The organism is Martinezella sp. CNPSo 3732, from assembly GCF_057784515.1.
Genome location: NZ_JBXSOO010000032.1, coordinates 1 through 26,391 on the forward strand (window position 1 = coordinate 1; position 26,391 = coordinate 26,391).

The window sequence follows — 26,391 nt, forward strand, 5'->3', positions numbered from 1 at the left end:
GGCCGAGTGTTGCGCAAGGCCGGGCTTAAGATCGGACCTGGGGCGATTGCCGATGCCATCGAGGCGGTCGAAGCGATCGGCATCGGTTCCCGCGAGGAATTTCACGCTGCCCTCTGTTCTATCTTCGTCAAGCGGCATGAGGATCTTGCCGTCTTCGACGAGGCGTTCCGGCTGTTCTGGCGCTCGCGCGATCTCGTTGCAAAGATGATCGCAATGATGTCGCCGGTTGCGCCCGACGACCGGCAGAAGGAAAAGCCGAAACCGGGCGAGAGCCGTGCAAGCGATGCCTTGCTCAATGACCGCGATGAACGGCGTCCGCAACGCGAGGCGCCCGATATCGAAATAGATTCGCGATTTACCAGCTCCGGCAGCGAGGTTCTGCGCCATCTGGATTTCGCCCAGATGTCCGCGGCGGAAATTGCCGTCGCCAAGAAGGAGCTGGCGAAGCTGCAACTGCCGCTGGACCGCGTGCGCACACGCCGTTTCGCACCGTCACGCACCGCGGCCAAGGTCGATCCGCGGGCGACGATGCGCTCGGCTCTGCGGACGGGCGGAGCGTTGATCCTGCCACGCTTTCGACGGCCGAAGGAGATTCAGCCGCCGCTTGTCGTGCTGGCCGATATCTCAGGCTCGATGAGCCAGTACACGCGTATCTTCCTGCATTTCCTGCACGTGCTGACCGAACGGCGGCGGCGTGTTCATACGTTTCTGTTCGGAACGCGCCTGACCAACGTGACGCGGGCAATGCGCCACAAGGATCCCGATCAGGCGCTGGACGAATGCGCGGCTGCGGTGCGCGACTGGTCGGGCGGAACGCGGATCGGCGAGACGCTGAAGGAGTTCAACAGGCTATGGGCGCGCCGGGTACTGGGGCAGGGCGCAATCGTGCTTTTGATCACCGATGGGCTCGAGCGCGAGGGCGTGGAACTGCTCAGCGCTGAGATGGATCGCCTGCATCGCTCCTGCCGGCGGCTGATCTGGCTCAATCCGCTCTTGCGGTTCGAGGGTTTCGAGGCGCGCGCCCGCGGTGTAAAAGCGATGCTCCCGCATGTTGACGAATTCCGTCCCGTTCACAATCTATTATCTCTGGCCGATCTCGTATCGGCTCTCACCGCCGGCCGCTCGGACACTTATGATCCCAGGCGGTTTCTCGGCAAGCAATGAGGCTCCGATGTCAGATATATCCGAAAGTCTGGATCCGCTCGTGATCGCGGAGGAATGGGTGTCGGCAGGCCGCAACGTGGCCATGGCGACCGTTGTCGATACGTGGGGTTCGGCGCCACGCCCGTCAGGCAGCCATCTCGTGATCGACGGCGAAGGCAATTTCCATGGGTCGGTTTCCGGCGGCTGCGTTGAAGGTGCCGTCATCACCGAGGCGCTCGATGTCATCGAAACGGGCAAGTCGCGCATGCTGGAATTCGGTGTCGCCGATGAAACGGCTTGGCGGGTCGGCTTGTCCTGCGGCGGCCGCATCCGCGTCTATGTCGAAAGGCTCGGCTGATGGACCGGCAGATACTGGTGCGGCTGAACGAGATGCGGCGCAAGCGGCAGGCGGCTATCCTCGTCACCGATCTCTCCGGAGGGCCGGATCGGCTTATCGTCGAAGGTGATGCGCTGGAAGGCGCGCTCGCTGATACCGCTTCAGCGGCATTCCGTTCGGGCAAGTCCGCAGCGCTCGACGTAGACGGACAGAGCCTGTTCTTCAACGTGCATCTGCCGCCGCCGCGCATCGTCATCATCGGCGCTGTCCATATCAGTCAGATTCTAGCGCGCATGGCGGCGCTTGCGGGCTTCGACCTGACGATCATCGATCCGCGCACCGCCTTTGCCACCCCGGAACGCTTCGAAGGCATAGACCTGATCGCCGACTGGCCCGTGGATGTGCTGAAAGAGCGTCCGCTTGACAGCTATATGGCGCTGGTCGCCGTGACCCATGATCCCAAGATCGATGACGAGCCGATTATTCAGGCGCTGAAGACGGGCTGTTTTTATGTCGGTGCCCTTGGCAGCCGCAAGACGCATGCCGGCCGCCTGGAGCGCTTGAGGCGGGAAGGCTTGAGCGAAGCCGAGCTTGCACGCATCCATGCGCCGATCGGGCTTCCCATCGGCGCTGCCAGCCCGGCCGAGATTGCGGTTGCCATCCTGGCGGAGATCATCGGCTCGCTTCGTGGGCGCGATGTCTCGTCGCCAAAGGGCGTTGCGCCATGATCTTCGGTGAGTTCTTGACGGCGGAGGCGGAGGGCGCGGTTCTCGCGCATTCCCTCCGGCTGGCCGATGGCAGTTTTTCCAAGGGGCATCGGCTTGGCGGCGAAGATATAGAGCAACTCACCGCTGCCGGAATTGACCGCGTTATCGCTGCGCGCATCGAACCGGGCGATCTCATGGAAGATGAGGCAGCCGAGCAATTGGCCCGAGCTGTCGCGCCCGATCATCTGACGTTCTCTGAAGCGGCGACAGGGCGGGTGAATGTTTACAGCGCTGTTGACGGTCTGTTCGTTGCAGATCGCATGGCGGTCGACCGGATCAACAGTCTCGACCCGGCGATCACCCTTGCCTGTCTTGCAGACCATGTACCTGTGCGAGCCGGCGACATGGTGGCGACCTTCAAGATCATTCCGCTTGCCGTTTCCGGAGCCAAAATCGCTGCTGGTGTTGAAATTCTCCGGCGGATGCCGGTTTTCGAGGTCAAGCCCTTCATGCCGCATGCCGTTTCGCTTGTCGCCACGGAGCTGCCATCGCTGAAGGCCTCGGTCATGGACAAGACTGCACGCATCCTGTCGCAGCGGCTGCAGCCTTCAAGCAGTGTGCTGCAGCGGGAAGAGCGTGTCGCCCATAAGGCAGACGCGGTTGCCGATGCGATCCGTCGGGCTACCGCGGCCCAGGATCGGCTCGCGAAGCTGGTAATCGTTTTCGGCGCGTCGGCTGTTATCGATGCCGGCGACGTCATTCCGGAGGCGATCCGGCTTGCCGGCGGCGAGGTCATTCAGGTCGGCATGCCTGTCGATCCGGGCAATCTACTGGTGCTGGGCAGGGTGGGCGACGTTTATGTCGTCGGGGCGCCGGGATGCGCGCGCAGCCCGAAGGAGAATGGCTTCGACTGGGTGTTGGATCGTATATTAGCCGGCGAACGACCGGCGCCGCAGGATATCAGCGGCATGGGCGTCGGAGGGCTGCTCATGGAAATTCAATCGCGCCCGCGGCCGCGTGACATCGTCAACAAGCCGCCGTCGGCGATATCGGTTGCCATCGTCCTGCTGGCTGCGGGAAAGGCAAGCCGCATGGGCGAAGGTGGCTCGCACAAGCTTTTGGCGGAATTCGATAGCGTGCCGCTCGTTCGCCGTTCGGCATCTATCGCCATCGCAAGCGGCGTATCGGATATCGTTGCCGTCACAGGGCACCGGCGCGATGAGATCGAAACCGCACTCAATGGTCTTGCCGTCGAAGCGGTATTCAATCCGGATTATGCCTCGGGCATGGCCAGTTCGCTGGTCGCCGGTGTCGGCACGCGGGTCGCTCAAAAGGCCGATGGCGTCCTTGTCATGCTCGCCGACATGCCCGGTGTTACGAGCAAGGATCTGAAAGCCTTGATATCAGCCTTTCGTGAGGCGAACGGCCAGGCGATCGTGCGGGCGGTATCGGGCGGTAAGCGTGGCAATCCCGTCATCCTGCCGCGCTCCGTGTTGAACGCGGTAATGCGGCTGGAGGGCGATGTGGGCGCCCGGCATATCATCGAGACGTCGGGGCTTCCGGTCGTTGATGTCGAGATCGGCGAGGCGGCACATCTCGATGTCGATACGCCCGAAGCCGTTGTCGCGGCCGGTGGGATTTTGAAGGGGTAGCGAATGGACAATATCGATATCGAGGAGATGTTTCAGTCACTCGGACCGATCACCATCAAACGGATGTTCGGCGGCAAGGGAATCTACCATATGGGTCGAATCCTGGCGCTGGAAGTGGGCGACGAAATCCTTCTGAAGGCTGACGATACCAGTGCTTCTGAATTCGAAGCGGCAGGTGCTCGGCGCTGGGCTTACGAGGGCAAGAAAGGCAAGGCCGTCAACATGCCCTATTGGTCGATACCCGACGATGCGTTCGACGATCCCGATGAAATGGCGCGCTGGGTGCGGCTTGCCTATGAGGCCGCGCTTCGCTCGGATAAATAGGCGTCAGCGGAAATCCGCTTCGCTCAAATGGGCGATCGTCGCCTTGGCGAATTCTGAAAGCTGAGCCGGCAACTCGCCGCGGCCGAACCAGCCGAAATCGGAGAGCTTGTCCGGTTCCATCAGCCGGGGTTCGCCGGAAAAGTCCCTGCAGATATAGATCAGCGAGATCCAGTGCTGATTGTCGGTCTCGTTGATAACTTCTTCGGTGCAAAGATAATCGATCTCGCCGATGGAGAGGCCGCTTTCCTCTTCGGCTTCGCGGACGGCGGCCCTAGCGGATGCCTCCATATGATCGACCTTGCCGCCGACGATGCTCCAGCATCCGGCTTCCGGTGCCTTCAGGCGCCGATAAAGCAAGAGCTTGCCGTCCCGCAAGATTGCGAGACCGGTTCCTAATCCTGGGAAATCGATGCCGGGCTTGCCCATGCCGGGATTCCGAGATTTGCCGCGACGTCCGGCGCAGTGGTTCGGATCGGCGGCAGATGGAGATTGTCAGGCCTTGGCGTTTGCCACAATGAGCATGAAAGCCGGGATATCGTCGCCGAAGCCAACCGGCGTCGGGCCGTCGTCCTGATCGCGATAGCGGTTGCGGCGCTCACGGTGATCGTCATTGGCAGCAGGGAAGGGCCGGTGGCTGTTGCGAGAACCGTTATGGGATCTGTTATTGTTGTTCTCAGACTTGCGCTCGTTCTTCACGCTTTCGGCCTTTGCTGGTGCTGCTTCGATCGCTATGACGTCATTATCCTCGACGTCGATATCAGATTTATGACTCGAGGCGTTGCGGCCTCCGCGGCTGCGATCCCGATCGCGGCCCTTGCCCTTCTGATCGCGACGGCGGGACGAACGGTTGTCGTCACCACTCTCATCAGCGGGCGGCAGAGCCGAAAGATCGCCGTTCAGCCATTGGACATCTTCGCCGATCAGCTTCTCGATCGCGTCGACATGCTTCGTGTCACGCTTCGTCACGATAGTGAATGCAGCGCCGGAGCGACCGGCGCGACCGGTGCGGCCGATACGATGGACATAGTCTTCCGAATGGATCGGAACATCGAAATTGAAGACGTGACCGACATCGGGAAGATCGAGACCCCGAGCTGCGACGTCGGAGGCGACGAGAAGCTGGATCTGTCCGTCACGGAAGTTCTGCAACATCGTCGTGCGCGAACGCTGATCCATGTCGCCATGCAACGCACCGACAGAAAAGCCATGGCGTTCGAGCGAGCGGAAGAGATCGGCCACATCCTTCTTGCGATTGCAGAAGATGATTGCGTTCTTCAGATCCGTCTGGGCGCGGATGAGATCACGCAGCGTGGCGCGCTTCTCGTAATCCTTGCCATGCGAAGCGACGAAGCGCTGCGTCACGGTCTTGGCGGTCGATGCCGGCTTGGCGACTTCAACGCGTTCCGGGTTTTGCAGGAAGCGGTCGGCCAGCTTCTGGATTTCCGGCGGCATCGTTGCCGAGAAGAACAGGGTCTGGCGCGTGAAGGGGATGAGCTTGGCGATGCGCTCGATATCCGGGATGAAGCCCATGTCGAGCATACGGTCGGCTTCGTCGATCACGAAAATCTCGACGGCGCTCATCAGCAGCTTGCCGCGTTCGAAATGGTCCAGCAGGCGGCCGGGCGTGCAGATCAGCACATCGGCGCCACGTTCCAGCTTGCGATCCTGCTCTTCGAAGGAAACGCCGCCGATCAGAAGGGCGATGTTCAGGCGATGGTTCTTGCCGTACTTCTCGAAGTTCTCGGCGACCTGCGCTGCGAGTTCGCGCGTGGGCTCCAGAATAAGCGTCCGCGGCATGCGAGCGCGTGCGCGGCCCTTTTCGAGCAGCGTCAGCATCGGCAGCACGAAGGAGGCCGTCTTACCGGTTCCGGTCTGGGCAATGCCGCAGATGTCGCGGCGCTGAAGCGCAAAGGGGATTGCACCGGCCTGGATCGGAGTCGGTGTCGTGTAGCCCGCGTCAGTCACCGCGGAAAGGACTTTTTGGCTCAGGCCAAGGTCAGCAAATGTTGTCAAAGGGAAAACTAATTCCGTCTTGGTTCAGTCGAACACCATGAGTCGACACACAGGAGCGTGCCGCAATGCAGCGCGACATAGAACCAAATATCCGGGAAGTCAAGGAAAGCAGGCGCTTCAACAGGCCTGAAGTTCATTCATAACGCAATTTTCGGATTAGTGCCATCTTTGTTGCGCGTTTGTCACAATTCCCGCAGCTAAATTGCGCCCAATCCGCTGATGTAACTTGCGAGTTTCGTGCCGGCACCGATGAAATACATCGGGTCTATGGCATGTCCGTTCTCGCGCACTTCATAATGCAGATGTGTTCCTGTCGAGCGCCCGGTGCTCCCGGCAAGACCGATCGCATCGCCGGCGCCGACCTTGTCGCCAACTTTGACGAGCACCTGTTCCATATGTCCATAGCGGGTGGAGATGCCGTCGCCGTGGTCGATCTCCACCATGTTGCCGTACCCGCCAGTCCAGCCCGCCGAAACCACTTTGCCGGGGGCGGTGGCCTTGATCCTCTCACCGGGGCTGAAATGAAAATCCGTGCCGGTGTGGAGGGCCAGCGTGCCAAAGAAGGGATCCTTGCGGTTACCGAAAGGGCTGGTAATGAGCTTGCCCGGCGCCGGATTGCGGAATGGCAGGCTTTCGGCGGCACCCCGCACCGTCTCCAGATGCGTCAAAGCGGTATCGAGCTCCGCCATGGACTGTTCGAACTGATCGACATTCTCAGGCGGCACATAAGGCCCCCCAACGCCGCCATCCGTGTCTTCACGAGCAGCATTGGCGACCTCGTTCGGAACCCTGATCCCGACGTTCTGCATAATCGATTGGATCTCGTTGGCGGTTTCTGACGCACCAGCGGTGAGATTGCGGATGCGGGACAATTGATCCTGCTCAATGTGCTTCAGCGACAGCGTCACCTTGGAGAAGACCCGATCGGCACGGTCGGCGACGGTTTCGGGGGCAGGGACATAGGCGAGCGTGGAGTTGTCGGGTGTGGCGTCAGCCGGCTTGCCGCTCAGGAGAAGCTTTTCGATTGCCTTTGGTGAGGTCAGTTGGGCATGTTCATTCTTTGGCACGGCAGCGTTGGCATCTGGATGCACGCTCTTGTCGGTCAGGCCGGAATTCTCTGCCCGGTCGAGAAGAGTGCTGAGCTTGCCGTTGCGTGAGGAAAGTTGCTGCTGCTGTTCGATCAGCTTGTCGACCTTCTCCTCCACGACCTGCTGATCCAGGAGTTGGCGCGAGGTGACGCGGTCGACTTGGGCACGCAGCGCGGCGATGCGATCTTCATAGTCATATTGCATGCGCGCCTGGCGGGCCATCGTCGCGCCGATGAGATCGTCACGCAGGACTAGGTAGGAGGTCGCAAGAAGATAGCCGATCGAAAAGACCCCGACCATGCAGACGGCGACCGCGGCCATCCATGGGCGCACGGTCATATGGCGCACCGTATCGCCGCTGGCGAGGATGATGGTGTGATGCCGTTGTTGCTTGCCGAAAACCCGGTTCTGAGGCTTTGCTGTCACCGAGACTCTCCCAATCGGTGCCCGTTGGCACCCGATGGAAGTACACGACATTATGGTTAACGAATGCTTTCTATTGCAGTATTAAATGCCGGAAAAGCCGCTTGTTGCTAGTAGTATATCAGGCATTGCTTGTAGATGTCAGGGAGCGATAGAAGGACGGCGTCAGCCCGGCTTCCGCCCGCGCGATGTCATTGAAGGGGGCCTTCAACGAACCGCGGAAGTTGGCGCGGACCAGTTCCTGGAAGGTTCGAGCCGGATCGCGCTTCTCCCGAGCGCAGAGGAAGCGAAACCATTTCGCACCGACGGCAACATGGCCTTTCTCGTCATTGTAGATGACATCTAGGACGGCGGCGCTTTCGAGATCGCCGGTTTCGCGCATCTTCGCCTGAAGGGCCGGCGTCACGTCGAGCCCCCTGGCTTCAAGAATCAGCGGCACGACGGCCAGGCGCGCGGTCAGATCGGTGCGAGTCGCATGGGCCGCCTGCCAGAGGCCATCATGCGCGGGCAAATCGCCATAGTCTGCGCCTAGTTCGCGCAGGCGCGCCCGCACCATGCGAAAATGCTTGGCTTCCTCGAAGGCAACCTGCATCCAGCCATCGAAGAAGGAATTGGGGACCGGACCCGTTGCAAAACGGGCCACGATGTCCAATGCAAGATCGACGGCATTCAGCTCGATATGGGCAATAGCATGCAAGAGCGCGATGCGGCCTTTCAGCGTATGCAGCGAGCGCTTCTCCATGTTTTTCGGCGGCACCAGTTCCGGCTTTTCCGGACGACCAGGCCGATCGGCGAGCGGCGGGTCAAGCGGCGAGCGCAACGACAGGGTGCGGGCAAACCAACGTGTCGCCGATTCCTGGGCGAGCTCGGTCTTCAGATCGAGATCGGCCGAACGGATCGCGGCAATGGCGCCGCCGCGCAGCGACGTGATGGTTTCGGGACTGCCGGGCATGCCCTCAGAGCTCCCTGGCTGCCGCCAGAACGGCTTCGGCGTGTCCAGCGACCTTGACCTTATCCCATATTGCAGCGATGCGCCCATCGGCATCGATCAGGAAAGTCGAACGCACCACACCCATATAGGTGCGGCCATACATGCTCTTTTCGCGCCAGACGCCATAGGCCATTGCCATGGTCTTTTCCTCGTCGGAGGCGAGCGGCACGGAAAGCACATGCTTTTTGACGAATTTGTCGTGGCTTTTCACCGTGTCAGGCGAGACGCCGAGGAGGGCGACGCCGAGCTTTGCGAAATCGGCTGACAGTGCCGTGAAGGTAATCGATTCTGTCGTGCAGGCGGTCGTATCGTCCTTCGGGTAGAAATAGATCACCAGCGGCTTGCCGGCAAAATCGGCAAGGCGAACGCGCTCGCCGCCATCGCGCGGGAGATCGAAATCCGGTGCCTTGTCGCCGGTGTTCAGTTGAATCGGAAAAACTTCCGCCACGGGAAAACCTTTCTTTTGCCGGTTTTTTAGATGACACTTGAGGGAAGGCATATATACTGCTCGCGTGTGCCGTCCAATGGGACGCAGCGTCACCAACAAAATTGTATAAGCGAAAGGCACGCGCAGGAGTGATCCGAGGCGAAAAGGTAACATTCCGCAAAAAGGATCTCGTGTCGCTCGACCATCTGCCGTCCGCTCAGGTCGAAGATCCGTTGATCGTGCATGTGCCGGAGCGCGCTCGCCGCAAGCGCTCGCATGTTTGGCATGTCTGCCGCATGACACTGATTTTCTTCGCCTTTCTCGCCATTATTCTCGGCGCCGTCATCGCGACCATCGAAGGCGGAATCTTCGATGCGCCGCTATCCCAAAAAGCGCAAGCGGCCCTCGATCAGGCCATCGGCCCGCGCTACAAGGCAGAGGTCGGCGCGACCGTGATCCGCTTTACCTCCGATCTGCGCCTTGCGCTGGAGGCACGCGACGTCAATGTCGTCGATCAGGAGAGCGGCAAGCATCTGTCGACGATGTCAGCCGTCAACATGGAACTGGACCCGCTGGCCCTCATCGAGGGTAGAGTGGAAGTGGCAAGCGTTGCGGCGGAGGGAATCGCGCTCGACACCTCGCTGCTGCCGCAAGGCGACCCGGTGGATTTGACCGCCTTGCGCGTCGATGCTTTGCCCAAGGCTCTGAACGCAGCCTTTGACAATCTCGATTTCCTCGAACATTTCGTCCAGCGAGGCGGCACGAATTCCGTGCGCATTTCCGGCTTCTCGATGAAGCTGGCACGACAGGAGGGTGAGCCGATCTCCCTCGTCGTCGACAGCCTTACATTCGAGCGGGCGGCGCCGGATTCTCTGCATCTCTATGGCCAGGTCGCGCTCAATGGGTCCGTGGCGCTCCTGGATGTGAGGGCGGATCAAAATGAGGCCGGTCATAGCTCGTCGCTGGCGGCCAGGATATCCAATCTCGATCTCAAGCCCCTCACGATGACCTATGACCCGAACGGGACGCCACGGCAGGGTCTGACGACCTTCGGAGACGTCACGCTTTCGGCCGTCAGGGGCGACGCAGGCGTCGATCCGAAGTTGAGCGCCACCATCAATGTCCAACCCGGCGTCCTCTATATGGACCATGATGCGCAGGAGTTGACGCAGGCCGATATCAACCTCGCGTATAACTTTGATCACCAGACCCTGGAGATTGCGCCTTCGAAAGCGCAGTTTCTCCGGACGATCGCACCTTTTTCCGGTGCGATCATCGATCTCGATCGTGTCGATGCCAATGCAGGCAAGGGTTTCGGCATAGATTTCGTGATTAAGGACGGCGTCGCCGCTTCATCTCTCTCGGGGGAGAAGCCCATCAGCTTCGACGGTCGCGCCACGGGGCGGTTCTTTTCTGCGACCAAGGAATTTCAGTTCGACAATCTTGGCATATCGACGCCGCAGGGCGCGCTTTTCGGCTCCCTGCATATGAAGCTCGGTGATAGTTCGCCGGAGATCAGTTTCGGTGGCCGTGCGGACAAGCTGGATACGGCTGTTGTCAAACAACTGTGGCCTTTCTGGATGGCTTCGAAACCCAGGATCTGGGTCGAGAGCAATCTTTTCGGTGGCTCGGTAACCAATGCCGCCATATCGGTCTTCATTCCGGCTGGCCGGCTGCGAGAGGCGGCACAGACCGGCAAGCTGCAGCTTGGCAAAAACGAGCTGCATATTGCCTTCGATATCGACGGCGCGCGGATGAATATTCCAGGCGAAATCCCGCCGTTGCGCGATACCAAGGCGCATTTCGATCTGACCGGTCCGAATATGGTCGTCAATATCGCCACGGCCACGTCCTATTTTCCGACAGGCCGTACGATCACGCTGAGTGACAGCAGCTTCTCGATCCCGGCGACTTACGACAAGCCGCTGATGGCCGATCTTGATTTGACGATTTCAGGCTCCGGCGATGCGATCGGCGAACTTCTGACCTATAAGCCTCTTGAGGTCCTGCAGCGGACCGAATTCAAGCCGGAGGATTTCAACGGCAAGATCGTCGCCAAGGTCGATGCCAGGATAGGGCTTATCAAGGATCAGCAGCCGCCTCCGCCGGACTGGCAGGCAAAGCTCAATCTCGACAATGTCGATCTCTTGAAGCCGATGAACAATCGCAAGATCGACAATCTGACCGGTGTGATTTCGGCCGATCCGCAATCCGTGCATCTGCAAGCTCAGGCCCAGATCGACAGTATTCCGGCCCAGATCGATATGGTGGAACCGACCGACAGCAAATCGACCGTCAAGCGCGCCCGCGTGATCACGGCGACGCTGACCGATGCGCAGCGCAACACCGTTCTGCCCGGACTTCGGGACATAGTTGACGGGCCTGTCAAAGTGGAGTTGACTCGCATCGACGATGATCGCCAGGGCGTCAAGGTCGATCTCGGCAAAGCGGCTCTGACCGTGCCGTGGGTCGGCTGGTCGAAGGGCAGCGGCATTGCGGCGACTGCGCAGTTCGAGGCATCCGGTCCGGACAGCCAGACGACGCTCAAGAATTTCATGCTCAAGGGGGATGGGTTCGGCGCCAGCGGCGATCTTCTGATTAGCAAGGGGAGTCTCACCTCGGCAAGCTTCGACAGCGTGAAGCTCTCGGCGCTCGATGATTTCGCGCTTTCGCTGAAGCGGGGCAAGAGTGGCGGCTACGACGTCGCGATATCGGGCAATTCCGCCGACATACGTCCGATCCTTGCGCGCCTGAAGGCGTCCACATCGGGCGGCCAGCAGAGTTCGGACGGAGACGCTTCGGCGAGCGCAACCGTTCGCGCCAATCTCGACAAGGTCATCGGCTTCAACGATGAGACCATCGGCAATGTCAAAGGCGTCTATTCGATCTCCGGCGGCAAGACGACAGCTGCCGATTTTTCCGGCATAACCCGTAGCGGCGAAGCGCTCGTCACCCAGATGAGCAAAGGCGCCAATGGCGTCATCCGTATCACAAGCGGCGACGCCGGTGCGGTTGCGCGCTTCACCGACCTCTACAAACATTTGCAAGGTGGGCTGCTCAATCTGTCGCTGCGCTCGATCGGGCAGGATGACTGGGACGGCTCGCTCGACATCCGCAACTTCTCCATCATCGATGACAAGAAACTCTCGACCATCGTATCGACGCCGAGCGGAAAGAACGGCAAAAGCCTGAATTCGGCTGTGAAGCAGAATATCGATACGCGTTCGCAGAATTTCGAGCGCGGCTTTGCGCGGCTGGTGATGCGCGATGGGGTGCTCTCCGTCGAAAACGGCGTCGTCCGGGGCGTGCAGGTCGGGGCAACCTTCCAGGGCGTGCTGAAGGATGCCAACGGTAAGATGGACATGACGGGAACCTTCATGCCCGCCTACGGCCTGAACCGGCTGTTCGCGGAAGTTCCGATCGTCGGCTTCATCCTGGGCAATGGCAGCGATCGCGGCTTGATCGGCATTACCTTCAGGCTGACCGGTACGATCGAGAAATCGAACCTGCAGATCAATCCTCTCTCGATCATCGCGCCGGGCGTTTTCAGGCAGATATTTGAGTATTGAAGCGGCGCGAAGCCGAGGCTGCCGCCTTTCGATAGTGGAGAGATAGGTGGACTATCTTTCTTCCGCCAGTCGCTCGCGTATGCGCTCCGGCCCACCGCTCATGCGCTTGGCGAATGGTCGATCAGGGTCCACGATGCGCCAGAATGGAGCCGTGCCGCTCTGGCTGATCTGAACCAGATGTCGCTGAACGGTGACAGGGCAGCAGGCATCCGCGCCATACTGCCTGGCAAGTGCCTGTCTCAAGTCCGCAATGTCAGACAATAGCCCCGGCGGTGCCGCCCAGAGTGCGCGGATGATCATGCCTTCGCTTGGAATCAGCATGCTTTGCGTAAGGTTTCGGCCTTTACGCCTCGTTTTGATCACCGGCAATTCATCCATAAGTCACCTCCATGCACATGGTCTGAGCTGAGGACGAATGGGCAGGCCGCAATCCGACATGGGAATGAAAAAATCATCCGGCCAGCGTTGATAATACTATGCATCCGCGCTGGCCCAAATGATAAAGCCGGCGCGAGGGCGCCGGCTCTCTTCGTCTCTTCCTATCCGGACGCTCAAGCGGCCGGGCGGATCAGGATGTGCTTCTTCTTGCCGAGCGAGAGCTTGATGACGCCATCGGCGGTGACTTCGCCGCTGCCGATGATCTTGCGTTCGTCGCTGATGGGCTGGTCGTTGATGCGCACTGCGCCGCCCTGGACGTGGCGGCGAGCTTCGCCGTTCGAACCGGCAAGGCCGGCGCGCACGATCAGGGCCAGCAGGCCGATGCCAGCTTCGAGTTCGGATGCGGGAACATCGATCGACGGCAGATTTTCCGAAAGACCGCCTTCCTCGAAGGTCTTGCGCGCGGTTTCGGCAGCCTGCTCGGCTGCCGCGCGGCCGTGAAGGATTGCGGTGACTTCGGTCGCAAGGATCTTCTTGACTTCGTTGATCTCCGAACCGGCAAGCGCGGAGAGGCGAGCGATCTCATCCATCGGCAGCGTCGTGTAGAGCTTCAAGAAGCGCGAAACGTCGGCGTCCTCGGTGTTGCGCCAGTACTGCCAGAAGTCATAGGCCGAGAGCAGGTCGGCATTCAGCCAGACCGCGCCGGTGGCAGACTTGCCCATTTTGGCGCCGGAGGCTGTTGTCAGCAACGGCGACGTCAAGGCGAAGAGTTGCTTTGTCCCCATACGGTGACCGAGATCGATGCCGTTGACGATATTGCCCCACTGATCCGAGCCGCCCATCTGCAGGCGGCAATCGTAACGCTTGGCCAGTTCGACGAAGTCGTAGGCCTGCAGGATCATGTAGTTGAATTCGAGGAACGACAGCGACTGTTCGCGGTCAAGTCTCGTCTTCACGCTGTCGAAGGACATCATGCGGTTGACGGAAAAATGCCGGCCGACATCGCGCAGGAATTCGAGATAATTCAGTGAGCGCAGCCATTCGGCGTTGTTGATCATCAACGCGTCCTTCGGACCCTCGCCATAGGTGAGGTAGTTCGAGAAGCAGCGCTTGATCGAAGCAATATTGTTCTCGATCGTGTCGATCGTCATGAGCTGGCGGGACTCTTCCTTGAAGGATGGGTCGCCGACCATGCCGGTGCCGCCACCCATCAGGGAAATTGGCCGATGGCCGGTCGCCTGCATCCAGTGCAGCATCATGATCTGGATCAGTGAGCCTGCATGCAGGCTCGATGCCGTTGGATCGAAGCCGATATAGGCAGTCACGGTTTCCTTGGCGAAAAGATCGTCGAGGCCGGCTTCATCGGAAATCTGATGAATGAAGCCGCGCTCTTGCAGGGTGCGCAGGAAATCGGATTTGAACTCAGCCATGATCTTGGTCTCTCGAGGCCGCAACCTTGGAGGATGCGGTGAAGTCGCTATTGTTTGATGTCGCGGGGCGCGTTTATCACCGATTTACCGGCGCGTCACCATTTTGGTGGGGGCGAGATCAAGTTTCGACACGCGTCGCAGGGCGGCGCGTTTGTAAACGGATGCTTCTGAACGTCAATAGACCGTAACATCGCCGCGAAGCCGCCGGGAATAAGCCGCGCATTCGCCCGAATCAAATCCTAGTGATTTCCTGTTGATCCCCGTACGCACCTCATGTTTCGCGAAAGAAACCGGTATGTCGCCTCTGCTTTCGAAGATGGGATTGTCATCCAAAAAGACGATCTGGGCATTTTTTGCCATGATGTTGGTTTTGGCCGGTATTGCTGCTGCGAATCCGGCCGAAGCTCAGGGTTCCCCTGAAAAGAGAATAGCGCTTGTCGTCGGTAATGCCGCCTACACAGTGGGCGCGCTTCCGACGCCGGCCAACGATGCCGGCCTGATCGCGCAAACGCTGCAGGCCGCGGGCTTCGATGTGATCGGCGCGCGCGACCTCGACCAGAACGGGTTGCGCGATGCGATGCGCGACTTTCTGACGAAAGCCAACGCGTCAGGCCCTAACACCGTCGTCTTCGTCTATCTGGCGGGCTACGGTGTGCAATATCAGGGCGACAATTATTTCGTGCCTGTCGATGCACAGATCGCCAACGCCACGGATGTCCCTGTCCAGGCGGTCCGCGTGAGCGACTTCACGAAGTCGCTGTCCGCCATCAACAATCGCGGCAGCATTGTCGTGCTGGATGCGGCGAGGGCCAATCCCTTCGTGCAGTCCAGTCAGCCGCTGGCCGGCGGTCTGGCGCTGGTCGATCCCGATGCCAATCAGTTGATCGCGTTCAATGCCGCGCCCGGCACAGTCGCACCGCAGGAGGCCGGTCCCTATGGTTCCTACGCGCATGCGCTGGCTGAGATGATCCGTGTTGGCGGCCTTTCGCTTGATGACGTCTTCGATCGCACACGGTTGCGGGTCGGCGACTTGACCAAGGGCGCCGAGATTTCCTGGGATGCCTCCAAATTCAAGAACGCCTTCACTTTCTTCGATCGCGGTCCGAATGCGCCGGCTGCTGCTGTGCCGAGCACCGAGGATGTGGCAAACCGGACGAAGCCCATTCGCGATTTCGACGAGCGTGATGCCTATTTCGCCGCGCTCGATCGCGACACGCTGCAGGGCTATGAGGATTTCCTCGCTGCCTATCCGAACGATTCCATGGTCAGGCGTGTCCGCGCCATTGTCGCCGCCCGCCGCGAGGCTATCACCTGGCGCGAGACCTGGATTGCTGATACGCCCGAGGCCTATTGGTCCTATCTCAGTCGTTATCCGCGTGGTCCCCACGTCTGGGATGCCCGCCGCCGTCTCGAACATTTCGAGGCAGCCCTCGAGCCGCCGCCGTCCTTCACCGTGATCGAGTATGATGTGCCGCCGCCGCCACCGCCGGAAGTGGTCTATGTCGACCGTCCCGTGCTTTATTTCGATGATGCCGATTTCGGTTATGCCCCGCCGCCGCCCGTCGTCTTCCTGGCACCGCCGCCGCCGGATTTCGTCGTGCTGCCGCCGCCGCAGCCCGCGGTCGATCTCTACGTGTTGCCGGCGCCGACCTACGTTCCGGTCCCTGATTGGGTGGAGCCGCCGCGTGATGTCGCGCCGCCGGAAAACAACGTCATCTTCAACAACATCCACAATACGGTCGTGAACAACACGACGGTCATCAACAACAATACCACTACCACGACCAACGAAAATGGAGCTGCACCGGCAACTCCGGGATTGACGACAGGGCAGAAGATCGCCGGAGCCGCTGTCCTTGCCGGCGCGGGTGCCGCGGCACTGCATGTTGCCCTGCCGCCATCGGTGCAGAAGAAGGCCGCTGTCATACAAAGGCAGAATCCCGCCGCGGCCGTCAAGACGGTGCCTGGAGTTGCTCCGGCGGCGGCGCCGTCGGCGCAGCCGCAAGGCGGAAATGCCGCTGCCCACGTGCTTCCTGGCGCCAATGGTCAGCCGCTGCCGGCTGGTGGCAAGCCGCCCGTCAATCAGGGGACGGCTCAGACGAAGCAGGGGCAACCGCCGCAAGCTGCGCCGAATGCGGTGCATAATCCGGCTGTTGCCACTCAACCTGCCCATCAAGGCACGAATGCCAATGCGCACGCGCTTCCCGGCGCGAACGGTCAGCCTTTGCCAGCCACGGGCAAGCTGCCGGTCAATCCTGGCGCGGCGCAGACGAAACAGGCTCAACAGCCTCAGGCTACGCCGAACGCCAATACACATGCACTTCCCGGTGCCAAGGGACAACCGCTGCCGGCCGTTGGTAATGCGCCTGCCGTGAAGGGGCAAAACCAGATTGCCAAGACACCGGCACCGCAAGCAATGCCGGGCGGCAAACCGAATCCGGTTGCCGCTGCACCGAAGCCCAATGTGCATGCCCCGGTAGCGCCGGCTGTCGCCGCCAGAACTCTGGCGAAGCCCAAGGCGATCCCCAACAATCCGCCTCGGGTCAACAATCAGCCGCATGTTGCTGCTGCGCCGCCCCGGCAAGCCAATCCGGCTCCTGCGCAACCCAAACCCGCGCCGCATGTGGTGGCGCAGGCACCAAAGCCACAGGCTCAGCCCAGGCCGCAACCGCAACCGCAGCCGAAGGTCGTGCAGCAGCAGGTGAAGAGACCACCTCCGCCTCCGCCGCAGAAGCCTCCGGAAAAGAAGAAATGCGGCGCTCCCGGCCTGCCGGCATGTCACTGACGGACGATATCAAGTGATAATCTGAAGGCCCGCTTCGGCGGGCCTTCGCACGCGATATTGTCGCTTGATCGACTTGTTGAAATCAGGCCGAGCGGTTAGCACTGACCGGCCGGTTGTCAATCGGGGTCGCCATACACGTTACGGCAGGAAGCAGATCCATCACGAATACAGGCAAGGCAGATGAGTCAAACCATCATACTCGAAACCCCACGCCTCGTTCTGACGATGTGGGACAAGGGTGATGCCGAAGCGATTCGGCAATTGCATTCGACGATCGAGACCACGCGCTATCTCTCGGGCGCGGCTCCTTGGACGCTGGAGAAGGCCGAGGAGCGGCTGAAAAGCTGGTTCGATGAACATGCGCGAGATGGCGTGACCAAATATAAGATGCTGCGACGAGAGGACGGACGCTTTATCGGCCGCGCCGGCTTTTCGCGCTTCCAGGAGCGCGGACGGGGTGAGTTCGAACTCGGTTATTCGCTTCGGCAGGATGCCTGGGGCAACGGCTACGCCACGGAGATAGCCGGCGCCCTCGCGCAGTGGTTTTTCCGCCGCGGCTTTGCTGACCGGTTTATCGCCTTCACGCATCCGGAAAACATTACTTCGCAGCGGGTTCTACAAAAAATCGGCATGCAGTACGAAGCGCCGATCGTTGTCAGTGGCACTGCAGGCCTTTGTTTCAGGATGTCACGCTAGGAGCAGTTCCGGCAAAAATGCGCAGTGGATTTTCGACCGGAATGCGTAAAACAGCAGGATTGAGCGTTTCCGTGTTTCAAAGAACGGCGGAAACGCTCTGAGGGGCGCTGCCTCCTAGCGAATGCGCTTGGCGGCCGGTTCCGGCACCAGTTCGCCGTTCAGGCGACGGTCGAGATAATCCTCGCATTCGCCGAGCAGCGTTTCGACCTGGCCGTTGAAGAAGTGGTTGGCTCCCGGCACGACCTTGTGCATGATCAGGATACCCTTCTGCGTCTTCAGCTTCTCGACGAGGCCGTTGACGTCCTTTTCCGGAGCAACCTTGTCGGCATCGCCGTTGATGATCAGGCCGGACGAGGGGCAGGGTGCGAGAAAGGAGAAATCGTAGATATTCGGCTGCGGCGCGATCGACATGAAGCCTTCGATCTCGGGGCGACGCATCAGGAGCTGCATGCCGATCCAGGCGCCGAAGGAATAGCCGGCAACCCAACAGCTCTTCGAATCAGGATGAAGGCTCTGCACCCAGTCGAGTGCCGATGCTGCATCGGAAAGCTCGCCGGCGCCGTGGTCGAACTCGCCCTGGCTGCGGCCGATGCCGCGGAAATTAAAGCGGAGCGTGGTGAAGCCGCGCTTCTGGAACATATAGAAGAGCTGGTAGACCACCTGATTGTTCATCGTGCCGCCGAACTGCGGATGGGGATGAAGGATAATCGCGATCGGGGCGCTCTTTTCCTTGGAGGGCTGATAGCGGCCTTCAAGGCGACCCGCGGGGCCGTTGAAAATTACTTCGGGCATCGATACTCCGGCTCTTCTTTTTCTGCGTTCAAACCCTACGGCACGCAGCAAGTTGACTTGACGAATGCGCTCATCTTTTCTAGAACGCAGTTTAGAACAATTCGAAACTTGATGCGGTGGTCCGCGCGTTGTCTGTGCAACGGTTTGTGGAACGTGTCATAAGGCATGCCCGGCTGAAATTTCAAGGAAAATGAGCCGGCCGCAGCAAAGCAAAGTCGCGCAGGAAGAAGATTATGGCGGCAACACGCCTCTATCTCGACTGGAATGCTACCGCACCGCTCCATCCGGCGGCCCGTGAAGCCATGCTGCGTGCTATGGATATTCAAGGCAACCCCAATTCCGTTCACGGTGAAGGTAGGGCAGCGCGCGCAGCTGTCGAGGCCGCACGCCGGCAGGTTGCGGCTCTTACGGGCGCCGAACCTGCCCATGTGGTTTTTACAAGCGGTGCCACCGAGGCGGCGAATATGGTGCTGACGCCGGAATTCCGCATGGGGCGCACGCCGCTTGTCGTCAGCCACCTTTATATATCGGCCATCGAGCATCCGGCCGTGCGCGAAGGCGGCCGATTTGTCAGGGATAATGTCAGCGAAATACCGGTGAGGCCGGACGGTACGGTCGATCTTGCTGTACTGGAGGCCATGCTCGCTGCCCACGACAAGGCGAGCGGCTTGCCGATGGTTGCCATCATGCTCGCCAACAACGAGACCGGAATTGTCCAGCCTGTCGGCGAAGCGGCCAAGCTTGTGCAGGCCGCGGGCGGCCTCTTCGTGGTAGATGCCGTTCAGGCGGCTGGTCGCGTTCCGATCGATATCAATGCGATCGGCGCGGATTTTCTGATCGTCTCATCCCACAAGATCGGCGGTCCCAAGGGTGCCGGCGCGCTCGTCTCGCGCGGCGAGGTGCTGATGCCGAAGCCGCTGATTCATGGCGGCGGCCAGGAAAAGGGCCATCGCTCGGGAACGGAAAACACGCTTGCCATCATCGGCTTTGGTGCTGCTGCCGAGGCCGCTGCCGCAGATTTCGAGGTTCGCAATGCTGCGATCGCCTCGTTGCGCAGCCGGCTGGAGGCGGGCATGGAGCTTGCAGCGCCGGATGTCATCATTCATGGAAAGGATGGCCCGCGTGTTCCGAACACCAGCTTCTTCACGCTGCCGGGACTGAAATCCGAAACCGGCCAGATCGCCTTCGATCTGGAAGGCGTGGCGATTTCTGCGGGATCTGCCTGCTCCTCCGGTAAGGTCGGAGAGAGCCATGTGCTCGTGGCGATGGGCTGCGATCCCAAGCTTGGGGCGCTGCGCATTTCGCTGGGGCCGACCACGACCGAAGCGGATATCGACCGCGCAGTCGCTGCGTTTTCCCGCATCGCGGCAAGGCGCAAGCTGGCGGGTGCGGCGGCCTGACGACCACAATTTTGCGGAAACCGAAATTTCCGCTTGCCAAGCGGGGTGAAAAGTCCCTTTTGGCCGACTACATAGGGGGCAGACATAAGTCTGCCGCAACGTTGACAAGCTGCCGGACCTTGGATCCGGCGAGATTGGAGAACGAAATGCCTGCAGTCCAGGAAACGGTCGATCAGGTTCGCCAGATCGACGTGGACCAGTATAAGTATGGTTTCGAGACCACGATCGAGGTGGAAAAGGCTCCCAAGGGTCTTTCCGAAGACATCATCCGCTTCATCTCCGCCAAGAAGCAGGAGCCGGATTGGATGCTCGAATGGCGCCTTGAAGCCTATCGCCGTTGGCTGACGCTGGAAGAGCCCACATGGGCGCGCGTCGACTACCCGAAGATCGACTTCAACGACATTCACTATTACGCTGCGCCGAAGAAGTTCGCCGGCCCGAAGTCGCTCGACGACGTCGACCCGGAGCTGCTGAAGACCTACGAGAAGCTCGGCATTCCGCTGCGCGAGCAGGAGATTCTTGCCGGCGTCGAAAAGCCGAAGATCGCCGTCGATGCGGTATTCGACTCCGTCTCGGTTGTCACCACCTTCAAGGAAGAGCTGAAGAAGGCCGGCGTGATCTTCATGTCGATCTCGGAAGCCATCCGCGAGCATCCGGAACTGGTGCGCAAATATCTCGGCTCCGTCGTGCCGACCTCGGATAATTTCTATGCGACGCTGAATTCGGCCGTCTTCACCGATGGCTCCTTCGTCTTCGTGCCGAAGGGTGTCCGTTGCCCGATGGAGCTGTCGACCTACTTCCGCATCAACGAGAAGAACACCGGTCAGTTCGAGCGCACGCTGATCATCGCCGAAGAGGGAGCCTACGTCTCCTATCTCGAAGGCTGCACGGCGCCGCAGCGCGACGAAAACCAGCTGCATGCCGCCGTCGTCGAACTGGTTGCGCTCGATGATGCCGAGATCAAGTATTCGACCGTCCAGAACTGGTATCCGGGCGACAAGAACGGCAAGGGCGGCATCTACAACTTCGTCACCAAGCGTGGCGATTGCCGCGGCCATCGCTCCAAGATCTCCTGGACGCAGGTCGAGACCGGCTCTGCCATCACCTGGAAATATCCGTCCTGCATTCTGCGCGGCGACGACAGCCGCGGCGAGTTCTACTCGATCGCGGTTTCGAACGGCCATCAGCAAGTCGACAGCGGCACCAAGATGATCCATCTCGGCAAGAACACCTCGAGCCGCATCGTTTCGAAGGGCATCGCCGCCGGCGTCTCGCAGAACACCTATCGCGGCCAGGTTTCGGCTCACCGCAAGGCGTCGAACGCACGTAACTTCACGCAGTGCGACTCACTGCTCATCGGCGACAAGTGCGGTGCGCATACGGTGCCTTATATCGAGGCGAAGAACTCGTCCGCTCAGTTCGAGCACGAAGCCACGACGTCGAAGATCTCCGAGGATCAGCTGTTCTATTGCCTGCAGCGTGGCATCCCAACCGAAGCGGCGATCGCGCTGATCGTCAACGGCTTCGTCAAGGAAGTGCTGCAGGAGCTGCCGATGGAATTTGCCGTCGAAGCACAGAAGCTGATCGGCATCTCGCTCGAAGGCAGCGTCGGCTGACGCACTCGAAACAGAATTAGCTTTGGCGCGCCGCGCGCGCCGCACCTTCATTCCTGCGATAGGATACTAAAATGCTTGAAATCAAGAACCTGCACGCCCGTATCGCCGAAGACGGCACCGAGATCATTCGCGGCCTGAACCTGACTGTGAAGGCAGGCGAAGTCGCCGCTATCATGGGCCCGAACGGCTCCGGCAAGTCGACGCTCTCCTACATTCTCGCCGGCCGCGAGGACTATGAAGTCACCGAGGGTGATATCCTCTATAACGGCGAGAGCATCCTGGAGCTCGATGCTGCTGAGCGCGCCGCCAAGGGCATCTTCCTGGCGTTTCAGTATCCCGTGGAAATCCCCGGCGTCGCCACCATGCAGTTCCTCAAGGTTGCTCTGAACGAGCAGCGTAAGGCACGTGGCGAAGACGAGCTGACGACGCCGGATTTCCTGCGTCGCGTCAAGGACGCTGCCGCTAAGCTGCAGATCAACATGGACATGCTGAAGCGTCCGTTGAACGTCGGCTTTTCCGGCGGTGAAAAGAAGCGCGCTGAAATCCTGCAGATGGCGCTCTTGGAGCCGCAGCTTTGCGTGCTCGACGAAACCGATTCCGGCCTCGACATCGACGCGCTCAAGATCGTTGCCGATGGCGTCAACGCGCTGCGTTCTCCGGACCGCGCCGTCATCGTCATCACCCACTATCAGCGCCTGCTCGACTACATCGTTCCAGACACCGTTCACGTCCTCTACAAGGGCCAGGTGATCAAGTCCGGCGACAAGACGCTGGCGCATGAACTCGAAGCCAATGGCTATGCCGATATCATCGGTGCTGCAGCCTGATCGAGGCGGAAAGGACAGTCGATGAACATTCAGACGACGAACCGCCTCACCGCCGCGGAGACGGCGCTGATCGAGGCGTATAACGACCAGATGGGCGATCTGCCCGGTGACGGCGAAGTCTTTGCAGTCCGCGATCGCCTGCTGGACGAGCTGAAGACCGCCGGCCTGCCGACGCGCCGCGTCGAGGCTTGGCACTATACCGATTTCAAGAACCTGCTGCGCCTGGTTCCGAGCGATATCGGCAAGGGCCTTGTCGAAGCGTTGTCGGCGACAGTCGAAGGATCGCCTGTCATCGCGGTTCTGCAGGGCAAGGCAAGTGATAAGGCTTCGGTGAAGAATCTGACCGTTGCACGCTACGCCGACAGCCTGATCAACGGCACGGCCGCCGTCGGACTCGAAGCGCTTGGCAAGGATGACGCTATCGGGCGCATCAATGCGAGCTTCGTGCGTGACGGCTATGTCATCGATTTTCCTGACGGCACCGAACTCGATGCGCCGCTCGAAGTGCAGTTCATCCATGCCGGCGGCCAGATCCACAGCCGCCTGCCGGTTACTTTCGGTGCCGACGTCAAGGCGACCTTTATCGAGCGTCATCAGGCGGTCGAAGGTGCAGCTGCGCTGGTTTCCTCGGTCAGCGAAGTCAAGATCGGCAAAGGGTCCGAAATCACCTGGATTATCCTGCAGGAGCAGGGCAGCGAAGATACCCATCTCGGCCAGCTCCGGATCGATCTCGGAGAAGATTCCAAGCTGAAGCTGTTCGTCATCAACGCCGGCGGCAAGCTGGTGCGCCAAGAGCTGTACATCAAGGTAGCGGGCGAGGGCGCCGATCTGACGCTGCGCGGGATCAACCTGCTCGGCGGCGATACGCATACAGACGTGACGATGGTGCTTGGTCATGATGTTCCGAACACAGGTTCCACGGAAGTTATCCGTAATGTCGTGTTCGACGGCGCTCGCGGCGTCTTCCAGGGCATGATCCGGGTCGCACCGGATGCGCAGAAGACCGACGCCAAGATGGCCTGCAACACGCTGCTGATGTCCGACGATGCCGAGTTTTCGGTGAAGCCGGAGCTTGAAATCTTCGCTGATGACGTACAGTGCGGCCATGGCGCCACTGTCGCGGATATCGACGGCAACCATCTCTACTATCTGATGGCGCGCGGCATTCCGGAGAAAAAGGCGCGGGCCATGCTCGTCAACGCCTTTGTGGCCGAGATCGTCGAGGAACTGGAAGACGAAGCCCTGGTCGAGGCGCTGGAAGGCGTTATCTCGGCCTGGCTGGAAAAGCACGCCTGATTGGAGGCAAAGCCCGTGGACAAGATCGTGCCGGCAACGGCCTATGATGTCGAAGCCATTCGCCGGGATTTCCCGATCCTTGCGAAGACGGTGCATGGCAAGCCGCTCGTCTATCTCGACAATGGCGCCTCAGCGCAGAAGCCGCAGGTCGTCATCGATGCCATCTCGCATGCCTATTCCAACGAATATGCGAATGTGCATCGTGGCCTGCATTTCCTCTCCAATGCCGCCACGGAAGCCTATGAGGCGGCTCGCGAAAAGGTGCGCCGCTTCCTGAATGCGCCGTCGGTCGACGACATCGTCTTCACCAAGAACTCGACGGAAGCCATCAACACGGTCGCCTACGGCTGGGGTATGCCAAAGATTGGCGAGGGCGACGAGATTGTCGTCTCCATCATGGAGCATCACTCCAATATCGTTCCGTGGCATTTCATTCGCGAGCGTCAGGGCGCGAAGCTCGTCTGGGTGCCAGTCGACGACGAGGGCGCGTTCCATATCGAGGATTTCGAAAAGAGCCTGACGGAGCGTACGAAGCTCGTCGCCATCACGCATATGTCGAATGCGCTTGGAACTGTCGTTCCAGTGAAGGAAGTGTGCCGCATCGCCCATGAGCGCGGCATTCCCGTCTTGATCGACGGTTCGCAGGGTGCTGTGCATATGCCTGTCGACGTGCAGGATATCGATTGCGACTGGTACGTCATGACCGGCCACAAGCTCTACGGCCCCTCGGGCATCGGCGTTCTCTACGGCAAGAAGGAGCGGCTCGCCGAGATGCGGCCGTTCCAGGGCGGCGGCGAGATGATCTTCGACGTCACCGAGGAAAACGTGACCTATAACGAGCCGCCGCATCGTTTCGAAGCGGGAACGCCGCCGATCGTTCAAGCGATCGGTCTTGGCTATGCGCTTGATTACATGGACAGTATCGGCCGTGAGGCGATTGCGCGCCATGAGGCCGATCTTGCCGCCTATGCGGCGGAGCGGTTGCGCGATATCAATTCGCTGCGCGTCATCGGCACGGCGCCCGGCAAGGGTGGCATCTTCTCCTTCGAGCTGGCGGGAATACACTCCCACGACGTCTCGATGGTGATCGACCGCCAGGGTGTGGCGGTTCGCGCGGGTACGCATTGCGCCCAGCCGCTCTTGAAACGCTTCGGCGTCACCTCCACATGCCGTGCATCGTTCGGCATGTACAATACGCGCGCCGAGGTGGATGCCTTGGCCGATGCACTGGAATATGCACGGAAATTCTTTGCCTGAGGAGGCAAGCGATGTCACTCGACGAAAGCGAACAGAAGATCGACGTACGCGAAGGGATCGTGCATTCCAGCATCCCCGCAGATGAGCTGGCGCGCCTCAGCGACGACATCATCTCTGCGCTGAAAACGGTCTACGATCCGGAAATTCCCGCCGATATCTTTGAACTTGGCTTGGTCTACAAGATCGATATCGAAGACGACCGCATGGTGAAGATCGTTATGACCTTGACGGCACCGGGTTGCCCGGTTGCCGGCGAGATGCCGGGCTGGGTCGAAAATGCCGTTGGCGCCGTTGAAGGCGTTTCCGGCGTCGATGTCAGCATGACCTTCGATCCGCCGTGGACGCCGGATCGCATGTCGGAAGAAGCGCAGGTCGCCGTCGGCTGGTATTGAAGCTTTAGGCCGCCGGCTTTACATTGAGACTCGAAGCGCCGGATCTTGACCCCGGTTGCGGAAGGAGAATGAGCCCATGGGCTTCGCAATCATGAGCATGACGGATGCGGCAGCAGCCCGCGTTAAGGCGATCGTCGAAAATTCCGGCCCCGATGCCAAGGGCGTTCGCGTCGGCATCAAGAAGGGCGGCTGCGCCGGGATGGAGTATACCATCGACCTGGTGACCGAGCCGAATGCGAAGGACGATCTGATCGAGCGCGATGGCGCTCGCGTCTGGGTCGAGCCATCGGCCGTCCTCTATTTGCTCGGCACAGAAATGGGCTTTGAGACGACGACATTGCGCTCGGGCTTCATCTTCACCAATCCGAACCAGACATCGGCCTGTGGCTGCGGCGAATCCGTTGAATTGAAGCCTGCCGATCTCGCCGCTCTTGCTGCGCAACGACAGGCAGCGCAACCCGCTTAAAGCCGGTTCTCCATATTTCACCGCAATGTGTTTCGTGCTTTGATCAGCACGCCTCGATTTATCCGCGACCTCTTTGGCTCCCGGCCAAACTGGATAAAGTCGTTGGTGCGTGCGGCGGGGGAATTTTATGGCGGCATCGGCATGGGTTTATACATTGATCCCGGCTGCGGCCGCTATTGCGGGCGCCGCGGTTGCCGTGAATACGCGGCCAGGCCCCAATCTTGTCAGTGCAATCCAGCATTTTGCCGCCGGCGTCGTGTTTGCGGCTGCCGCCGGAGAAATTCTGCCTGATGTCATGCATCGCGGCTCTCCTGTGGCCACAGTGATTGGCGGCGCAATCGGCGTCGTTGTCATGCTGTTGGTCAAGCAACTGGAAAATTGG

At 60.3% G+C, this 26,391-nt stretch carries 23 protein-coding genes and 1 pseudogene; 16 read left to right on the top strand and 8 right to left on the bottom strand.

Translation table 11 applies throughout. From position 1 onward, the window contains the following. The 5 genes from AC13RM_RS30015 to AC13RM_RS30035 all read left to right on the top strand — a co-directional run. The coding region (locus tag AC13RM_RS30015) for a vWA domain-containing protein (protein WP_488556035.1) at nucleotides 1-1,164 on the top strand (1,164 nt) is incomplete at its 5' end. Between the two features lie 7 nt (nucleotides 1,165-1,171). Further along, the gene (locus tag AC13RM_RS30020; protein WP_015340028.1) at nucleotides 1,172-1,501 is read left to right on the top strand and encodes an XdhC family protein; all 330 of its coding nucleotides are present in this window, start codon (nucleotides 1,172-1,174) and stop codon (nucleotides 1,499-1,501) included. Further along, the gene (locus tag AC13RM_RS30025; RefSeq protein ID WP_488556036.1) at nucleotides 1,501-2,208 is read left to right on the top strand and encodes an XdhC family protein; all 708 of its coding nucleotides are present in this window, start codon (nucleotides 1,501-1,503) and stop codon (nucleotides 2,206-2,208) included. Before AC13RM_RS30020 ends, AC13RM_RS30025 begins: the two co-directional genes overlap by 1 nt. Beyond that, nucleotides 2,205-3,839 carry an NTP transferase domain-containing protein gene (locus AC13RM_RS30030; protein WP_440478688.1) on the top strand — a complete coding sequence of 545 codons (1,635 nt, stop codon included), beginning with the start codon at nucleotides 2,205-2,207 and terminating at the stop codon, nucleotides 3,837-3,839. Before AC13RM_RS30025 ends, AC13RM_RS30030 begins: the two co-directional genes overlap by 4 nt. Before the next feature lie 3 nt (nucleotides 3,840-3,842). After that, a complete protein-coding gene (locus AC13RM_RS30035; RefSeq protein WP_285173893.1) occupies nucleotides 3,843-4,163 on the top strand; it encodes a TfoX/Sxy family protein in 321 nt (106 codons plus the stop codon). A gap of 3 nt (nucleotides 4,164-4,166) precedes the next feature. Here the strand turns inward: AC13RM_RS30035 and AC13RM_RS30040 are convergent, their stop codons facing one another. The 5 genes from AC13RM_RS30040 to AC13RM_RS30060 form a co-directional block, all read right to left on the bottom strand. Beyond that, the gene (locus AC13RM_RS30040) at nucleotides 4,167-4,589 is read right to left on the bottom strand and encodes an NUDIX domain-containing protein (protein WP_285173892.1); all 423 of its coding nucleotides are present in this window, start codon (nucleotides 4,587-4,589) and stop codon (nucleotides 4,167-4,169) included. Between the two features lie 66 nt (nucleotides 4,590-4,655). After that, a complete protein-coding gene (locus AC13RM_RS30045) occupies nucleotides 4,656-6,176 on the bottom strand; it encodes a DEAD/DEAH box helicase (RefSeq protein WP_285173891.1) in 1,521 nt (506 codons plus the stop codon). A gap of 197 nt (nucleotides 6,177-6,373) precedes the next feature. Further along, entirely contained in the window at nucleotides 6,374-7,690 is a 1,317-nt protein-coding gene (locus AC13RM_RS30050; protein ID WP_374817100.1) for a peptidoglycan DD-metalloendopeptidase family protein, read from the bottom strand. Nucleotides 7,691-7,808: 118 nt separating this feature from the next. Continuing rightward, nucleotides 7,809-8,639 (bottom strand): ferritin-like domain-containing protein, encoded by an 831-nt coding sequence (locus AC13RM_RS30055; RefSeq protein WP_285173888.1) that lies wholly within the window; start codon nucleotides 8,637-8,639, stop codon nucleotides 7,809-7,811. Nucleotides 8,640-8,643: 4 nt separating this feature from the next. Next, the gene (locus tag AC13RM_RS30060) at nucleotides 8,644-9,126 is read right to left on the bottom strand and encodes a peroxiredoxin (protein ID WP_374817098.1); all 483 of its coding nucleotides are present in this window, start codon (nucleotides 9,124-9,126) and stop codon (nucleotides 8,644-8,646) included. Nucleotides 9,127-9,254: 128 nt separating this feature from the next. On the opposite strand from AC13RM_RS30060, the gene AC13RM_RS30065 reads away from it, so the two are divergent. Beyond that, nucleotides 9,255-12,674 (top strand): YhdP family protein, encoded by a 3,420-nt coding sequence (locus tag AC13RM_RS30065; protein ID WP_374817096.1) that lies wholly within the window; start codon nucleotides 9,255-9,257, stop codon nucleotides 12,672-12,674. A 51-nt stretch (nucleotides 12,675-12,725) separates the two neighbouring features. Here the strand turns inward: AC13RM_RS30065 and AC13RM_RS30070 are convergent, their stop codons facing one another. Continuing rightward, the gene (locus tag AC13RM_RS30070) at nucleotides 12,726-13,052 is read right to left on the bottom strand and encodes a hypothetical protein (RefSeq protein ID WP_285173883.1); all 327 of its coding nucleotides are present in this window, start codon (nucleotides 13,050-13,052) and stop codon (nucleotides 12,726-12,728) included. Nucleotides 13,053-13,225: 173 nt separating this feature from the next. Continuing rightward, complete coding sequence (gene tyrS / locus AC13RM_RS30075) at nucleotides 13,226-14,482, bottom strand: tyrosine--tRNA ligase (RefSeq protein WP_113229787.1); 1,257 nt, start codon at nucleotides 14,480-14,482, stop codon at nucleotides 13,226-13,228. Nucleotides 14,483-14,777: 295 nt separating this feature from the next. Here tyrS and AC13RM_RS30080 point away from each other — a divergent pair, with 295 nt between their 5' ends. Together AC13RM_RS30080 and AC13RM_RS30085 are read left to right on the top strand one after the other, a co-directional pair. Next, nucleotides 14,778-17,267 carry a caspase family protein gene (locus AC13RM_RS30080; RefSeq protein WP_488556037.1) on the top strand — a complete coding sequence of 830 codons (2,490 nt, stop codon included), beginning with the start codon at nucleotides 14,778-14,780 and terminating at the stop codon, nucleotides 17,265-17,267. Nucleotides 17,268-17,447: 180 nt separating this feature from the next. Further along, nucleotides 17,448-17,963 carry a GNAT family N-acetyltransferase gene (locus tag AC13RM_RS30085; protein WP_488556038.1) on the top strand — a complete coding sequence of 172 codons (516 nt, stop codon included), beginning with the start codon at nucleotides 17,448-17,450 and terminating at the stop codon, nucleotides 17,961-17,963. 114 nt (nucleotides 17,964-18,077) lie between these two features. Here the strand turns inward: AC13RM_RS30085 and AC13RM_RS30090 are convergent, their stop codons facing one another. Further along, nucleotides 18,078-18,755 (bottom strand): alpha/beta hydrolase, encoded by a 678-nt coding sequence (locus tag AC13RM_RS30090; RefSeq protein ID WP_488556039.1) that lies wholly within the window; start codon nucleotides 18,753-18,755, stop codon nucleotides 18,078-18,080. A gap of 233 nt (nucleotides 18,756-18,988) precedes the next feature. Between AC13RM_RS30090 and AC13RM_RS30095 the strand changes: the two genes are divergently transcribed. From AC13RM_RS30095 to AC13RM_RS30130, 8 genes and pseudogenes are all read left to right on the top strand, one after another. Then, nucleotides 18,989-20,155, top strand: coding sequence for a cysteine desulfurase family protein (locus AC13RM_RS30095; protein WP_488556040.1), 1,167 nt, complete (start codon nucleotides 18,989-18,991; stop codon nucleotides 20,153-20,155). A gap of 146 nt (nucleotides 20,156-20,301) precedes the next feature. Beyond that, nucleotides 20,302-21,771, top strand: coding sequence for a Fe-S cluster assembly protein SufB (sufB, locus tag AC13RM_RS30100; protein ID WP_113229791.1), 1,470 nt, complete (start codon nucleotides 20,302-20,304; stop codon nucleotides 21,769-21,771). A gap of 71 nt (nucleotides 21,772-21,842) precedes the next feature. Further along, a complete protein-coding gene (gene sufC, locus AC13RM_RS30105; protein ID WP_092716448.1) occupies nucleotides 21,843-22,598 on the top strand; it encodes a Fe-S cluster assembly ATPase SufC in 756 nt (251 codons plus the stop codon). Between the two features lie 21 nt (nucleotides 22,599-22,619). After that, nucleotides 22,620-23,894, top strand: coding sequence for a Fe-S cluster assembly protein SufD (gene sufD / locus AC13RM_RS30110; RefSeq protein WP_488556041.1), 1,275 nt, complete (start codon nucleotides 22,620-22,622; stop codon nucleotides 23,892-23,894). Nucleotides 23,895-23,909: 15 nt separating this feature from the next. After that, nucleotides 23,910-25,151 carry a cysteine desulfurase gene (locus AC13RM_RS30115; RefSeq protein ID WP_015340011.1) on the top strand — a complete coding sequence of 414 codons (1,242 nt, stop codon included), beginning with the start codon at nucleotides 23,910-23,912 and terminating at the stop codon, nucleotides 25,149-25,151. Nucleotides 25,152-25,162: 11 nt separating this feature from the next. Further along, nucleotides 25,163-25,543, top strand: coding sequence for an SUF system Fe-S cluster assembly protein (locus tag AC13RM_RS30120; protein ID WP_015340010.1), 381 nt, complete (start codon nucleotides 25,163-25,165; stop codon nucleotides 25,541-25,543). 76 nt (nucleotides 25,544-25,619) lie between these two features. Continuing rightward, complete coding sequence (gene sufA / locus AC13RM_RS30125; protein ID WP_374817083.1) at nucleotides 25,620-26,009, top strand: Fe-S cluster assembly scaffold SufA; 390 nt, start codon at nucleotides 25,620-25,622, stop codon at nucleotides 26,007-26,009. A 127-nt stretch (nucleotides 26,010-26,136) separates the two neighbouring features. After that, nucleotides 26,137-26,391 (top strand): annotated as a pseudogene (locus AC13RM_RS30130) (transporter); the annotation flags it as partial.

Excerpts from the sequence above, each read along its gene's own strand:
- tyrS (WP_113229787.1), bottom strand. The coding sequence starts at position 14,482 with ATGGCTGAGTTCAAATCCGATTTCCTGCGCACCCTGCAAGAGCGCGGC.
- AC13RM_RS30035 (WP_285173893.1), top strand. The coding sequence starts at position 3,843 with ATGGACAATATCGATATCGAGGAGATGTTTCAGTCACTCGGACCGATC.
- AC13RM_RS30095 (WP_488556040.1), top strand. The coding sequence starts at position 18,989 with ATGGCGGCAACACGCCTCTATCTCGACTGGAATGCTACCGCACCGCTC.
- AC13RM_RS30040 (WP_285173892.1), bottom strand. The coding sequence starts at position 4,589 with ATGGGCAAGCCCGGCATCGATTTCCCAGGATTAGGAACCGGTCTCGCA.
- sufC (WP_092716448.1), top strand. The coding sequence starts at position 21,843 with ATGCTTGAAATCAAGAACCTGCACGCCCGTATCGCCGAAGACGGCACC.
- sufB (WP_113229791.1), top strand. The coding sequence starts at position 20,302 with ATGCCTGCAGTCCAGGAAACGGTCGATCAGGTTCGCCAGATCGACGTG.
- AC13RM_RS30055 (WP_285173888.1), bottom strand. The coding sequence starts at position 8,639 with ATGCCCGGCAGTCCCGAAACCATCACGTCGCTGCGCGGCGGCGCCATT.
- AC13RM_RS30080 (WP_488556037.1), top strand. The coding sequence starts at position 14,778 with ATGTCGCCTCTGCTTTCGAAGATGGGATTGTCATCCAAAAAGACGATC.
- AC13RM_RS30020 (WP_015340028.1), top strand. The coding sequence starts at position 1,172 with ATGTCAGATATATCCGAAAGTCTGGATCCGCTCGTGATCGCGGAGGAA.
- AC13RM_RS30025 (WP_488556036.1), top strand. The coding sequence starts at position 1,501 with ATGGACCGGCAGATACTGGTGCGGCTGAACGAGATGCGGCGCAAGCGG.
- AC13RM_RS30085 (WP_488556038.1), top strand. The coding sequence starts at position 17,448 with ATGAGTCAAACCATCATACTCGAAACCCCACGCCTCGTTCTGACGATG.
- sufA (WP_374817083.1), top strand. The coding sequence starts at position 25,620 with ATGGGCTTCGCAATCATGAGCATGACGGATGCGGCAGCAGCCCGCGTT.
- AC13RM_RS30030 (WP_440478688.1), top strand. The coding sequence starts at position 2,205 with ATGATCTTCGGTGAGTTCTTGACGGCGGAGGCGGAGGGCGCGGTTCTC.
- AC13RM_RS30120 (WP_015340010.1), top strand. The coding sequence starts at position 25,163 with ATGTCACTCGACGAAAGCGAACAGAAGATCGACGTACGCGAAGGGATC.
- AC13RM_RS30090 (WP_488556039.1), bottom strand. The coding sequence starts at position 18,755 with ATGCCCGAAGTAATTTTCAACGGCCCCGCGGGTCGCCTTGAAGGCCGC.
- sufD (WP_488556041.1), top strand. The coding sequence starts at position 22,620 with ATGAACATTCAGACGACGAACCGCCTCACCGCCGCGGAGACGGCGCTG.
- AC13RM_RS30070 (WP_285173883.1), bottom strand. The coding sequence starts at position 13,052 with ATGGATGAATTGCCGGTGATCAAAACGAGGCGTAAAGGCCGAAACCTT.